This window comes from Actinacidiphila rubida (genome assembly GCF_900110255.1).
In the GTDB taxonomy this organism is placed as follows: domain Bacteria; phylum Actinomycetota; class Actinomycetes; order Streptomycetales; family Streptomycetaceae; genus Actinacidiphila; species Actinacidiphila rubida.
This window is the reverse complement of sequence record NZ_FODD01000064.1, coordinates 18,507-32,007: the sequence shown is the minus strand read 5'-3', so window position 1 is coordinate 32,007 and position 13,501 is coordinate 18,507. Positions and strand designations below refer to the sequence as shown.

General features: G+C 68.4%; 9 protein-coding genes. 3 read left to right on the top strand and 6 right to left on the bottom strand.

Annotated features, from left to right (window positions below; translation table 11 throughout):
- Positions 1-384 precede the first annotated feature (384 nt).
- The 3 genes from BMW99_RS42495 to BMW99_RS36390 all read right to left on the bottom strand — a co-directional run bounded on the left by BMW99_RS42495 (position 385) and on the right by BMW99_RS36390 (position 4,364).
- The gene (locus BMW99_RS42495; protein ID WP_245791775.1) at positions 385-708 is read right to left on the bottom strand and encodes a hypothetical protein; all 324 of its coding nucleotides are present in this window, start codon (positions 706-708) and stop codon (positions 385-387) included.
- 399 nt (positions 709-1,107) lie between these two features.
- Entirely contained in the window at positions 1,108-1,977 is an 870-nt protein-coding gene (locus BMW99_RS36395) for a hypothetical protein (protein ID WP_069462344.1), read from the bottom strand.
- A 431-nt stretch (positions 1,978-2,408) separates the two neighbouring features.
- Complete coding sequence (locus BMW99_RS36390) at positions 2,409-4,364, bottom strand: AAA family ATPase (protein WP_075018287.1); 1,956 nt, start codon at positions 4,362-4,364, stop codon at positions 2,409-2,411.
- A gap of 575 nt (positions 4,365-4,939) precedes the next feature.
- Here BMW99_RS36390 and BMW99_RS36385 point away from each other — a divergent pair.
- Both BMW99_RS36385 and BMW99_RS36380 read left to right on the top strand, forming a co-directional pair.
- Positions 4,940-5,608, top strand: a complete 669-nt coding sequence (locus BMW99_RS36385) for a hypothetical protein (RefSeq protein WP_069462341.1) — start codon at positions 4,940-4,942, stop codon at positions 5,606-5,608.
- Positions 5,609-6,122: 514 nt separating this feature from the next.
- Positions 6,123-7,514, top strand: coding sequence for an IS1380 family transposase (locus BMW99_RS36380; protein ID WP_069462345.1), 1,392 nt, complete (start codon positions 6,123-6,125; stop codon positions 7,512-7,514).
- 161 nt (positions 7,515-7,675) lie between these two features.
- Here the strand turns inward: BMW99_RS36380 and tpg are convergent, their stop codons facing one another.
- From tpg to BMW99_RS41830, 3 genes are all read right to left on the bottom strand, one after another.
- Positions 7,676-8,233 carry a telomere-protecting terminal protein Tpg gene (tpg, locus tag BMW99_RS36375; protein WP_069462340.1) on the bottom strand — a complete coding sequence of 186 codons (558 nt, stop codon included), beginning with the start codon at positions 8,231-8,233 and terminating at the stop codon, positions 7,676-7,678.
- Positions 8,234-8,236: 3 nt separating this feature from the next.
- Positions 8,237-9,301 carry a DDE-type integrase/transposase/recombinase gene (locus tag BMW99_RS42490; RefSeq protein WP_079138226.1) on the bottom strand — a complete coding sequence of 355 codons (1,065 nt, stop codon included), beginning with the start codon at positions 9,299-9,301 and terminating at the stop codon, positions 8,237-8,239.
- Positions 9,302-9,513: 212 nt separating this feature from the next.
- Complete coding sequence (locus BMW99_RS41830) at positions 9,514-9,822, bottom strand: IS3 family transposase (RefSeq protein WP_069462339.1); 309 nt, start codon at positions 9,820-9,822, stop codon at positions 9,514-9,516.
- Positions 9,823-10,086: 264 nt separating this feature from the next.
- Between BMW99_RS41830 and BMW99_RS36360 the strand changes: the two genes are divergently transcribed.
- On the top strand, positions 10,087-13,368 hold the full coding sequence (locus BMW99_RS36360) for an AAA domain-containing protein (protein WP_075018284.1): 3,282 nt from the start codon (positions 10,087-10,089) through the stop codon (positions 13,366-13,368).
- Positions 13,369-13,501: the final 133 nt, after the last annotated feature.

The following is a 13,501-nucleotide window of genomic DNA, read 5'->3' as shown; positions in this document are numbered from 1 at the left end:
CCCATCCTCCCGGCCTGACTCAACGAGCCAGACCCTTGAAGGGGGTCAACTTTCAAGCGCCGCCACTGGTCCACTTTTCAGCCGTCGCCGACACACTACCTGCAACCCTGCTGAGAGTCGCAGATTTCGCTGACGGAAGGACGGTGTACCCACAACTGAACTGCGCGCGATGGTGAGCTGCAGACTGCCGCTGCGCGGACGGAGCCCTGCGGGCCGGGCGAACCGCGCCAGACCCGGCACGAGCAGCGTCTCCATATCCGATGTCGTGCGGTCAAACTTCGCTGAGACAGGAATATGGTGTTCACGTTCGGTGAGGACCGGGAGGGCGTAACAGTGTCACGCTCCCCTGGAAACGGCCCCGGATCGGCCCCATCGGTGTAACGCTCACCCTCCGTCAGCGTGACACCCGCTCCTGCGGCTGGTGAGGAACGCGACCAGGTCGGCGGCGGCTTCAGGGCCGGCGTTCGCAAGGCGGCCGGCGAACGCCAGCTGGTCGACGTCGACGTCGCTGCCGGGCTGAAGGTGGGCGAGGGCGGCCAGCAGCGCGGCGTGGGTGGGGATCGGGCGCGGCAGGAGGTCGGCGGCGGCCTGGCAGGCGGCCGGGTCGGCGTAGTGGCCGCGGCGGCCGATGGCCAGGGCATGCGCGAACCAGGCGTCGACGTCGGCCTGGACGTAGCCGCCGGCGCGGCGGGTGAGCAGGTCCCACACCGCTCGTCACCCGCACGCGGTTCGGCCTGCGCCAAGGTGCCGAGCTCGCGCAGCGCCTGGAGCTCATCCGCGCGGGCCTCGATCCGCGCGGCTTCGCGCAGGTCGGCTTCCCGTGCGGCCGCGGCCGCGGCGTCGGCTGCCAGCTCCGCCCGCGCGACGTCGTCGGTGTCCGGGTCGTAGACCGCGCCCGGCCCCGCTGCGGCGAGCAACTGGTCGAGGCGTTCCCACTCCGCGAGCTCCGCGCGGGTCGTCGGCCAGGTCCTCGTGACGGGAGTCCTGCCGAGCGAAGAGCCGCGCGGTATCCAGCGCGGCCTCGACCGCGTCGGCGGTCATGCCCTTCGCGCGGCGGCGCACGACGCGCCGGACGATGCGGGGCCGGCAGTAGGACTCCGCCCGCGGCTACGGCGCGGCGTCAACGAGGTCCTCGTCCTCCTCGTCGGCCGGCGCGGGCAGTTCCTCCGGCACGTTTCGCAGCAGCGACCCTGCGAGCGCCAGCAGGGTTTCGGCCTCCGCCCGGCTGTACTCGAAGTTCTCGGTCACTTCGTCGAGGTGCATGGCGCCGGACGCCTGGCTGTAGAGCGACTCCAAGATCCGCCACCAGCGCTCCGACTGGTTGTGGTCGCGCGGGTTCTTCTTCCCGGGCCGGTCCCACGGGACGTTCTCCTTGATCCAGTCCAGCGCCATCCGCACTTCCAAAATCGCGGCGCGGTACTCGTTGCGGGTGATCAGCCGCTGGGCCGCGCGCAGCCGCGCACCAGGGATGGCGCGCCGGGAGTCGTGGAGCGGGTACGGCACGGACATCTCGAACGCGGAGGACAGGGCGACTTGATCGACCTGCTCTTCCCAGCGGCTGCGTGGGACGGTGATGTAGGCGGTGACGTCGGCGGTGCCGGGGAAGCCCGTCGCCTGGGGGAGGGTCGCCCTCATCATGACCTGGAAGCTGACGTCGCCGCCGGAGCGGCCGGCCTCGATCGCGTGCAGCTGCAGGTTCGTCAGGGGGAAGTGCATGTGCTGTCGGTGGATGGTGACCGTCGGCGTGTAGGCGAGGTTCCCTGTCCAGCGGCCGAGGCGCGCTTCGTTGATCGGGGTGGGGGCGTACCCGATCAGGTCGGCCTCCAGAGCGAGGATCTGCCCCGCCTCGGTGAACGGCGAGACGGCGATGGCCGCCTGGAAGCGCAGCTCGTGACCGCCGATGGAGCGCAGGAGTGCGACCTGCTCGTCCGGCTCGACCGTGAAGCGGGTGTTGTCCTCGAAGCGCAGTTCGTGCACAGGTCCCCCAGTTGGGTGCAGTGATCACCCGATTCTGCCCGGCCCGGGTCTGGGACGCCGCCGGTTTCCAGGGGCTGGCGGCCGCAGCCGCCAATCGACGGCGTGCTCCCGCGAGCAGCGCATTTACGATGAGCGGCGCCTTCCCGGCACCTCGAATGCCGGGAAGGGGCACCGTCGTACGGGTGTCGGGCGTCGCCGGCTAGCTGCTGGCCGATCAGTCGACGCCGTAGCCGATGATGTCGTCGTCGCTGTAGCCGCCCAGGATCTCTTCGACGGTGTTCCGGAGCTGCCTGAGCCGATGGCGTGGGCGTCTTCCGGCGCGCAGACGAACTCGACGCCGACGTGCCGGAAGCCGGGCCCCTGTTGAAACTGCTGCTCCGTGTGGACGCTGCGAGGCTGGTCAGATGCACGGACGCCCGAGTCGACCGGTGTCAGTTTATGGGGTCGGTGGTCAGGCACTTGAAGAGCTGCTCGAACCGGTCCAGGGTCGTGGCGTCGACCTGAGCGAAGAAGGCATCGAGGTCGCTGGTCAACTGGTGGGCCGGGCCGACGTGGTCGAACGTGCCGTTGACCTGGTTAATCCGCTTGAGAATGGGCTCCGGTGTGTTGGCGAGCTGGTTCTCGGTGAGCTTCTTGACGGCTCGGCTGTACAGCCAGAGGTAGTCCTTCGGGGCGAACAAGTCCTCGATGTCGCCGGAGGCGGGGAGGCCGTCCAGTTCCCCGATGACGACGATCCGGGACGGATTTACGCCGGCCGCCTGGGCTGCCTTGCGGACCTTGCCGGTCACCTTGCTGGTTTCTGCGCCGTCGATGAGGGCGAACACCTCTAGGCGCCGGCCCAAGAGGGCGACGAACGCGGGCATGTTGCCGATGCCGCCGACAGGGATGATCGACATGCGAGCCGGTAGCCCCTGCCGGCCCTTAGTAATCAGGTACTCGGACATTCGCGTCAGGAAGACGAAGTCACTGCTGCCTTCGACGGCGAGGTGGGGGCCGGCTCCCAGGAACAGGTGCTGCGCCACTGAGTACCCCAAGGCGGCTTCGACAGGCAGCACGGTGGTCCGGTCAGCGGACAGGCTGACCGGGGAAATCACCACACCGCGCTCGGGGTGCTCGCGGGTGGCCTGGTCGTGCACGGCCCGCATCGACTCGTAGCGAGTCGGGTCGATCATGTGCTGGGAGTGGGTGGTGTACAGCACCTGCTTGTGCGCACCAAGCTCACCGAAGATGAAGCGCAAGAAGTCGCCCTGTGCCTCACCATGCAGGCTGGTGCCCGGTTCGTCCAGCAGCACTACGACGCGCTCGGGGGCGTTCTGGTAGCGGCTGAAAGCGGCCATGAAAGAGAAGAACCATTGGAAGCCCGCAGAGCGGGTGGCGAAGTTGGTGGTCACACCGCCGTGGCGGTCATCGCGGAGCTGCACCTTGAGAATGCGGTGGCGCACCGGCTGACCGGTGCTGGGGTCGGTGCTGACCACAGGCATATCGGTGTCGAAGTCCACGGTGAGCGCGTCGTTCTGCTTCCAGTACTCGAAGACTCGGTCGCTGAGGTCCACACTGGCGGCCTGGAGTTCCGCCTTGCGGCTGTCGTAGTCCTCGTCCAGGAGATTCTTCGGGTCCTCTCCTGCCAGGGCCAACAGCGAGAGCATGGTTTCGTCGCCGTCCTGAAGGTTCCCCGACTGGGCACGGTCCGAAAGCTCGTTCAGGTCGCACTCCCCCGGCAGTAGCTCATAGCTGGAGAAATAGAAGAACTTCGGCAGCATCCGCACAAGAGCATCGCCCTGGTCGTCGTCCAGTTCGCCCGAGAGCAGCAGGGTATAGCGCTTCAATGCGGCCGGCACCTTCCCGACCGCCTGGGAACGCGCCGTCTGGCCGTCGTCCCGCAATGTCTTCGACAGGTCCTTGGCCGCCTGCGTTGCGGCATCGCTGTCGGTGGCATCAGACATCCGCTCCGCATCCTCGGTGTCGACGCCGGAAACTCGGCACGCCTCTGCAAGGACACCCGCGAAGGGAACGTCCACCTCCACCCACAGTTCGTTCCTGTAGTTGCGGCCAGCCACGATCCGGGTTCCTTGCGTCATCGGCACACCAAACGCGCTGGAGAACGCTGCCTGGTCCCTTTCTTCCAGCGCAAACCACGCCTGTACCGGGGTGAACTCGGCCAAGTCCCGCCCCCTTCGGTCTCTGGCCAGGCGCCGGCGCGGGTACTCCTGCGTCAGGTTGAAGCCATCTGGGTGGTTCGCCGGGTTGAGGCGGTGCAACGCCTTGAGAATCGTGGTCTTGCCTGCTTCGTTCTTCCCGATCAGCGTCGTAACAGTCGGCTCGACCTCCATCGACTGCCGATCGGTAAAGTTGCGGAAGTTCTCGATCAGTACCTCGTCCAGCAACATCTGCGCTGCCCCCTTCACGGCCCCGGCGTCGGCCTCGGTCCTGCCTCGATTCGCCCCACCCCGCGCGGGAACCGGTCCCAACTTGCCCTACTGGATTGGGCCTTCTCTATCCAACCACCCGAGACCGACACAGTCGTCACGTCGGCGCACTGCGCCACTGTCCGGGTGAACTACAAGGCGCTGGTGACCCAAGCCTGCTTTTGTGGCAACTGTCGTGCTACGGCTCATCTTCGCTGGTAGGGCCAGGGTCGGTGGCGGTCATCAGAAGTCCAGCTCGATGTAGCCGAGGTCGGTGAACTCCACATCCAGGTCGTGGGCGCGGCGGCCCGCGGTCCTTGAAGGAAATTTCCTGCAGGCCCTCAGCGGCAATGCGCTAGAGCCGCTGCTCGCCGTAGTCGACGGCAGCCCGCCGGGAAGCGTCCGAGCGGTTCGTCGCGCCATCGAGGAAGGGACTCTGCCGGGTGCAGGTGGCATACGTCGGACGGGATCCACGCCGAACGCTGGGGCGCCGGGTGTGGTGCTCAAGTGCGTGGGGCAGCATGTCCGCGATCGTCTCCCGCACGTGAGGACCCCTCATGCCCCCACGCCACTCCGGCGCTCTCGCGCTGCTCGCCGTGTTGCTCCTTGCCGGCTGCAACCCCACTTCCGGCAGCACCGCCGGCGCCCCGTCCGGGAACCCCGCGCCCCTTGGATCCAGCACTACGACCCCGAAGAGTCACCCAGCGGGGGCAATCCCCGTCGGCGCCGGCCCACAGTCGAAATACACGGTGGCACCACAACCTCCGGCCGGCTCGTGCCACTACCGCTACGACAAGGGCGAGCCGTTGCCGGACCTGGCCTGCACGCCAGGGGCGATCTCCCCGGCAGTCACGCAGGCGAACATCGGGTCAACGATCTGCCGCAAGAGCGGCTACACCGGCGGGATTCGGCCGCCGGAGTCGGTGACGGGCAAGGAGAAGCGGGCCAACGCCGCGTCCTACGGCTACACCGGCAGCCTCTCCGATGCCGAGTACGACCACGACATCTCGCTGCAGCTCGGCGGAGACCCCAATGATCCTCGTAACCTGTGGGTCGAGCCGCCAGACCCCGGCCACAAGGCCGGCGCCGGGGTGAACAATGCCAAAGACCCCGTGGAGACCAAGCTCCACACCGCCGTGTGCAACGGCAAGATCACCCTCGCCCAGGCTCAGCAGGCCATCATCACCGACTGGTCAACAGCGCTCGCCCAACTCGGCCTCGGCTAGCGGCAGCGGCACCTGCAAGCAGCGCCCGGGCCAGGGCACCCGGCCACTGGCGCCTGGCTGAGCCGGCTCGAACGGACTCGTGTAGCCGCGTGAGTGGCCCGCTACGTCTCGTTCGAGCGAATCTACTGGTCGACGACGTAGGGCCCAGAACGCGCCAGGTAAGAGTCGGCCGAGGGCCAACGGTAACCCGGGCGGGTATGCGAAGGGCCGACGCCTCAGGCGTCGGCCCTTCAGCGCTCTCACGCGCCAACGTGATCACGCGTATCCCCGTCAGCTGTAGTTGGAGCCGGCAGCAGTCGAGAAACGTGCTTGGGATAGTGGCAGTCCGCACCAACCGCAGCAAGTGACTGCGGGACACAAACGGAAGAACTATTGCCGCCCGGATGTTTCAGCCCTGATCCACCGGCTTGATGCCTGTGGATAGCTTCTCGAGAAACGAGGAAGTGCCCTGCGACCTGTGATGATGGGAGTTCTTCACGCTTCCAGCACGCACGACCACGAGGGCACTTCCGAGATGCAATCTTCCCATGCCGCAGCGAGGGTCTCCGCACGGTTTGATGATCCGAATCTGGTCGGCTACGGCGGGCTGGCCCCGGTGGTGCGGCTGGCCGAGCGGTGCGGACTGCCCGCACTCGTCGACGAGCACGTCCGGCTGCCGGCCTCGACGGACGGCACCGGGGCCTTTCCCGCGGCGAAGCTGATGTCGCTGGTCGGAGGCATGGTCGCCGGGGCGGACAGCATCGATGACATGGACCGGCTGCGGCACGGTGGGCTGCCGCGGCTGTTCAGCGGGGTGCGGGCGCCGTCCACGCTGGGTTCCTTCCTGCGCTCCTTCAGCCACGGACACGTGAAGCAACTGCACGCGGTGGCCCGCCGGTTCCTGCCCGAACTGGCCGCGCACACCCCGCTGCTGCCCGGCGCCGACCAAGTGGCCTACGTGGACATCGACGACACGATCCGTCGCACCTACGGCTACGCCAAGCAGGGCGCCGGCTACGGATACAGCAAGGTCAAGGGCCTGAACGCGCTGATCGGGATCGTCTCCACCCCGCTGGCCGCTCCGGTGATCGCCGCCACTCGCCTGCGCAAGGGACCGTCCAACTCCGCCCGAGGTGCGGCCGCGTTCGTCGCCGAATCGATCGGCACCGCGAGAGCGTGCGGCGCGAGCGGCCTGGTGGTGGTGCGGGCCGACTCCGCGTTCTACGGCGCCGATATCGTGAACGCCTGCCGGGCCCTGGACGTCCGGTTCTCGGTCACGGTGCGGATGAACGCCTCGGTCAAGGCCGCGATCGCGGGCATCGACGACGTCGCGTGGAAGGCGATCAAGTACCCCAAGGCCGTGTGGGACCAGGAGGGGCAGTGCTGGATCTCGGACGCCGAGATAGCCGAGACCACCTACACCGCCTTCACCTCCAAGCCGAAGAAGCAGCAGGTCACCGCCCGTCTGATCGTGCGCCGCGTCAAACGGCTCAACCCGGCGGCGGTGCCCGAGGGACAGGGCGCCCTCTTCGATGCCTGGCGCTACCACGCCGCGTTCACCGACTCTCCGCTCTCCCTTTCCGATGCCGAACGTGAGCACAGGCGGCATGCTGTCGTGGAACAAGTGATCGCGGACTTGAAGAACGGCCCGTTCGCCCATGCCCCCTCCGGGCACTTCCAGGCGAACGCCGCCTGGCTCGCACTGGCCGCTCTCGCGCACAATCTGACCCGCGCCGCCGGCGCCCTGGCGTCCGCCTTCCACGCCAAGGCCACCACTGCAACGATCCGCGACCATCTGATCAACGTGCCCGCCCGCCTGGCCCACTCCGCCCGGCGCCTGACCCTCCACCTGCCCGAACACTGGCCCTGGGCCGACAACTTCACCCAGCTCTTCGACCTCGTGCACACGCCACCACCCACCGCCTGACAAGCCCCGACCACCCCGCCCACACAGGCCCGAGACCGCCGAACACGCGGAAGAGCTGGACAGACCAGCGAATACTCCCTGCCCGAACAGCAAGATCATCTCGCCGACCGCCAAGACAACCCCGAAACGATCACTCCGGAATCAAGCCAGTGGATCCGGGCTCAGAAGTCCAGCTCGATGTAGTCGATGTCGGTGAACTCCACCTCCAGGTCGGCCGCGCGCCGGCCGCGGTCCTTGAAGTAGATCTCCTGCAGGCCTTCGGCGGCGATGCGCTGGAGCTGCTGCTCGGTGGCGCCGGCGGCCTGCGCGTCGAACAGTCGGCTCGCGTAGGCCGGCGGCAGGTGCTGGGTGATGCGCCGCATCCGGCCGTCGTCCGTGCTGCCGGGCGCGGCGGTGAAGCCGAACCGGGCCCGGGTCTCGATCACGATCCCGGTGGCGGTGGCGGCCTGCTTCTTCGCCCGCTGCTGGACGCGGGGCTGCCAGTCGCGGCGGACCTCGCGCTCCAGGCGCGCGGCGAGATCCTTGCGCGGCCGACGCAGCGTGCCCTTGAGGTAGCGCTCCACTGTGCGCTGGGTCACCCCGAGTCGGGCCGCCAGTGCGCGGGTGGAGCCCTTCTCCGTCTTCAGCAGGAACCGCATCTGCGCGCCGGCCGACTTCGGGATGGGGCGCGTGGCGGTGTTCGCGGCCGCGCGCCGGAGTGCGTCGTCGATGTCGCCCACGGCCTACTCTCCGTCGTCCAGCGCGTCGTCGCCCTTGATGTGCCGGGCCGGATTGTGCTGCTGCTCCAGGAGCTCCACCGCCCAGAACAGCGGCTGGGTTCCCTCGTGCTTGACCATGCCGGGCGAGACGCCGAGCCGGAACGTGCCCGGCGCCGGCTTCCCGGCCGCGTCGTAGGGCAGGACGTCCAGCGGCGAGGGTCCGGCCGCCGGGTAGACCGCGCAGTCTGACAGCAGTGCGATCGGCAGCAGCGCGTCCAGCGAGCCGGTCGGCGCGGGGCCGGCCTGCGTCGCCAGCGCGGTCTTGAGCAGCTTGCGGTGCATGTTGACCCTGGCCGCCGAGATCACCGCCGCGCGGATGTCGGGCCGCCACGTCGGGCGCTCCAACGCGGGCCACCGCTCACCGGGCCGGTAGTTCGTGCCCTGCGGGCGCTCGCGCAGCTTGCCGATGCCGCCCTTCACCGTCGACTTGATCGCCGAGAGCACCGCGGCCATACCCGGATCGCCGGCCTTGTGGCCGGCCATCGCATCCAGGAACTGCTGCGGCGTCAGGTCGGAACTCACGCCGAGGTCGGCCATCGTCGCCTTGTACGCCTCCGCCAGGTGCTTGTACCAGGGATCCAGATACGGCCCGGCATCCCGCCGCACGAAGGCCTCGGTCGGGCGGAGTTCCACCGGCAACCGGTAGGTGTCAATCAGCTCCTGCGCGTACGCCACGGTCGGGGTGGCGTCGCTGTGCAGAATGCACCCGGCGACGTGTCCGCGGCGGACGACGGCGTTGTCCAGAGCGGCCACGGCCAGACGGGACTTCATTCGCTCGTCGATGGAGTAGCCCACGATCCTGTTGCTGAAGACGTCCTTGATCGCGCAGAGACAGAGCTCGCCTTCGCCGGTGGCGTGCTCGGTGATGTCGGCGAGCCACAGCCGGTTCGCACAGGCTGCGGTGAAGTCACGGCGGACCAGGTCGTCGTGCACTGGCGGGCCAGCCTTCTTGATCCTTCCACGCTTCTTGCCGAGCACGCTCCACCAGCGGTTGTCCCGGCAGATCCGCCATGCGGTCCGGTCCGCCATCCCGGCCCCGGCGCCGCGCGCTTCGTCCGCCAGGAAGCGGTAGCCGAACTCGGCATCCTCACGGTGGGCGTCGAACAGCGCGTTCGCGCGATAAGCCGCCTTCAGCACGGCGTCGGTCACCGGCTGGTCCAACCAGCGGTAGTAGGGCTGTCTGGCGAGCTTGAGCACCCGGCGCGCAACCGCGACGGGCACCCCGTCGGCGGCCAGCTCTTTCACGAGCGGGTAGAACCTTTTCCCGGCAGATGCGCCTGCGACAGAGAGGCCGCGGCCCGCCGAAGGACCTCGTTCTCCTGCTCCAGCAGCTTGATCCGCCGACGCGCTTCCCGCAGTTCCGCGCTCTCCTGGCTGGTCGCGCCAGGCTTGGCCCCGTCATCGATGTCCGCGCGACGCATCCACTTGAACAACGTCATCGGATGGACCCCGAAGTCGGTGGCCACCTGCTCGACCGTCACACCCGGACCGCGGTTCCTCGCGACCCGCACGACATCCTGACGGAACTCCTCCTGATAAGGCTTGGGCACAACGACATCCTTCCCACCCGCCCCACAGGACAAGCCAGGTCAAAGTTGTCACCCGATCGTGCGGCAGACCCAACAGGAGCGCCGGCGGTGGCAGCCGTATCGGCGCTCCAGCACACGAAGGATCTGGGTGGGAAGCCCCGGGACCGCAAAAAGCTGCACACGGGGCACCGTGGGCAGTGGTGGCTTGATTTCTGTGGCGGCATGGGGTCAAGACGTCACGGTGGGTAGGGTGCGGGCCGGGGCAGGACAGAGCGGGGGCTGCGGGTGGGGTGGCGCGAAGAGATCCTTGCGGCGCTGGGGGAATGGATCGCCGCGGAAGGGGGCGGCGGGAAGCAGCCTCGGTGGCAGCGCTTGGGAAGAGCGGTACGTGCCGGCGGGCCGGGGATCTACACCATCGACCTGCGCGGGTGGGATCTCGGGCCCGATCAACTGGAGTCGCTGAAGTTGGCCGGCCCCGAGGCGAGCAGTATCGAGAAGGACGCGTTCTCCGTCTCCGAGATCGTCCAGAACGGGTCACTGCTGCAGGTGAAGGTCGCCGAGTTCGCCGACCCGGCCGACCCGCACCTGTGGATGCTGAAGCAGCCCGCGACGTTCCTGGTCGAAGCCCTGCGAGACGGGATCGCCGCCATGGGCGAAGCGCCCTTGGCTGGCGCCCTGGCGGCAGGGGTGATCGGCGGCGACTCATCTGCGATGCTAGTGCCCCCTGGGTTCCATCCTGCTCAGGTCGAGGCGTACCGGGCCTGTTTGGGCACCGGCGTCCAGCTCGTGTGGGGACCGCCGGGGACGGGCAAGACGACCGTCCTCAAACGCGCCATCAGCGACCTGATCGCTGCGGGTCGGCGCGTTCTCCTGGTGTCGGCGACCAATATCGCCGTCGACAACGCGCTGCTGGGCGTCGTCAAGGAGAACCGGCATGGCAGCGGAGACATCGTGCGGGTGGGTCCCCCTCAGCTGAGGGAAGTGGCCGATGATCCGCGGGTGTCCCTGCCTCTGATGGTCCGTGAGCGGCTCGCGCAGACCACCGAACGCCGCCGCGGGATCGAGGCCGAACTCGTGGCGATCCGCGCCCGCACAGCCGAGCTGGCAGCGGTGGGGGCGCAGCTCATCGGCTTCGATCCGGAGGGGTACGCGGCCGCAGTGGCCCTGCTGGGCTCCCCCGGCCGCGATGTCCGGTCTACGGCCGCGAAGGCCGCTGACGCCCGGGCCGCTCTGGTGCGGGCCCGGCAGGACCTTCACGATGCTGAGACGGCGGTGCACGATGCCACCTCGCAGGTCGCGGAGTGTGAGGACTCACGCAGGCTCTGGGGCAAATCTGATGCCTTGCGCAGGGAGCAGGCCGATGTCCTGCGGGCGGCGGAACGCAAGGAAGCGGCGACGCTTATCAGCGAGGACCGCTGCTCCCAACTGCGGGAGCAACTGCTGGCCGCGGAGGGCAAAGGCGCCGTCGCCAGGTGGCGAATGCGCCAGGACCGTAACCGGCTGCGGGAGCAGTTGCACGAGGCCGAGCAGCAATCCACTGTGGAGCGCCAAGAGGCGTTGTGCGCCCGTGCCACCGCCGAGACCCACAGTGCCGCTATCGACGAGCAGGTGATGCTGCTCCTGGCGGACGCCGCACACACGCGTGAGCAGATCGCCGTGCTCGATGCGGATCTGGGCGCTGCGCACGAAGTCCGGGACAGAGCTGGGCAACGGGCAGCTGCCGCACGGGCTGGCGCCGAGGAGTGCGAGCAGGCGGCACGCTCTGCCCGTGAGGCGGCGGAGGTGGTGGCGGCCGCCGAGGCGAGGAGCTGGCCGGCCCTCCATGACGCGGCCGAACGTCTGCGGCCGGGGGTGGCTGCCGACGGCAGGCGACGCCCGGGGCTGGAGAAGCAGTTCCAGCAGGTTCAGCAGGAGTTCGAGCGGCTCTCGCGCAATGCCCAGGGCGAGATCATCAAGGGCGCCAGGCTGGTCGCCACCACGCTGGCCCGGTTCCGGACCAACAAGGCGGTCTTCGAAGGCCCCTACGATGTGGTCCTGGTCGATGAGGCCGGGGCGGCCACCCTGCCGGAGATCATCCTCGCCGCGGCGAAAGCTTCCCGTGCCGTGGTGCTGCTGGGTGACTTCATGCAGCTCGGAGCGGTCATTCCTCCCGCAGTCAAGGACAGCGGTCGGCAGGACGTCAAAAGGTGGCTTCTCCCCGATGTGTTCCGGCACTGCGGCATCGTCGAGCCTGCGGACGCACAGCGGCACCCGGCCTGTGTGAGCCTGGTCGAGCAGCACCGCTTCGGGCCCGCTGTGATGCGGTTCGTCAACGCTCTGGCCTACGGCGGAATGCTTCAGGGGTCATCGCGTGTCCTGGCGCCGCGGCCGCCGGGCGATCCGGAGATCGTCCTGGTCGACACCGACGGGCTGCACGAGCTCGCGCTTGTCCACCTGACCGGCGCCAGCAGCGGCTGGTGGGCGGCCGGGCCGCTGATATCCAGGGCGCTGGTCGAACTTCACCGCGAGGGCGGTGAGGAGACGGGAATCGTCACGCCCTACCGCATGCAGGCCGACGCCACGTTGGAGGCCTTGCGGGACGTCGAGCCCGAAGGCCGCCCGCTGGCCGAGGTCGGCACAGCGCACCGCTTTCAGGGACGGGAGTTCCCCGTCGTCGTCTTCGACACCGTCGAGAGCGCGTGGGGCCGGCCGATGTGGATGGCTCAGGCCAGCGCGCAGCCCGGAGCCCGTCAGTGGCCGCGGGACGGTGCGAGGCTTTTCAACGTTGCGGCCACACGCGCGCAGACGCGCTTGTACGTCATCGCCAGCCGAGAGCGCATCGTCTCCGCGCAGGACGGCACGGCCCTCGCCCATCTGAAGGCTCTGACCGGGACGCAGGGCGTGCGGTGGCTGCACGCCAAGCATTTGATCACTCCGCCGCATACACACGACAGCGCGCTGGGCGAGTTCGGCTCGGCTCTCGCAGACGTCTTGAGCCGGCACGTCGAAGTCACGGACATTCATGACGAGACAGCGTTCTACAGTGCCTTCGAGGACCAGTTGCGGGCGGCCAAGGCGTCCTTGTGGCTGTGGGCACCATGGGTGGCGCGACGGATCCGCAGTCTGCTCCCCCTGCTCCAAGACGCGGTCAGTCGCGGAGTCCGATTGAGGGTCTTCATCCGCGACGACACCGACCAGATCCAGGCACGGCCCGAGAACCAGCAACTCATCGCGGATCTCAGAGCCTTGGCGCACACCGTGGTCCCGGTCAATGTCATGCACCAAAAGGTCGTGGTCATCGACGAGCGCACGGTCATGCTCGGCAGCCTCAACACGCTCTCGCAGAGCTGGACCCGTGAGCTGATGCTGACGATGCATGGTGCCCACTTCGCCCGCAAACTGCTGACCGAGCTCAACGCGGAGATCTTCTCCCGTCCGCCGAAGTGCGGCAGGTGCGGCAGCACATCCATCGAACTTCGGCGCAGGCGGAACAGGACTTGGTTCTGGCGCTGCTACGACAACACATGCAAGACCACACCCAACGGGCGCAGCGACGCTTGGACTCGTGACATCAAGCTGACGCGCTGACAGACAGGGCGGTCCGCCCTTCGCATCGCCGCTCCGTGCCACCGATGTTGCGGGGTAGGTACCTGACGATCCGGGCATCCCCGGCCGACAGGCTGCGCGGCTGCTGAGTGGATAGGTGGGTTCGGTGAGATGC

Bases quoted from the DNA above. Each gene is read 5' to 3' on its own strand.
- BMW99_RS36390 (WP_075018287.1), bottom strand. From the start codon at position 4,364: ATGTTGCTGGACGAGGTACTGATCGAGAACTTCCGCAACTTTACCGAT.
- BMW99_RS36385 (WP_069462341.1), top strand. From the start codon at position 4,940: ATGCCCCCACGCCACTCCGGCGCTCTCGCGCTGCTCGCCGTGTTGCTC.
- BMW99_RS36380 (WP_069462345.1), top strand. From the start codon at position 6,123: ATGCAATCTTCCCATGCCGCAGCGAGGGTCTCCGCACGGTTTGATGAT.
- BMW99_RS42490 (WP_079138226.1), bottom strand. From the start codon at position 9,301: ATGGCGGACCGGACCGCATGGCGGATCTGCCGGGACAACCGCTGGTGG.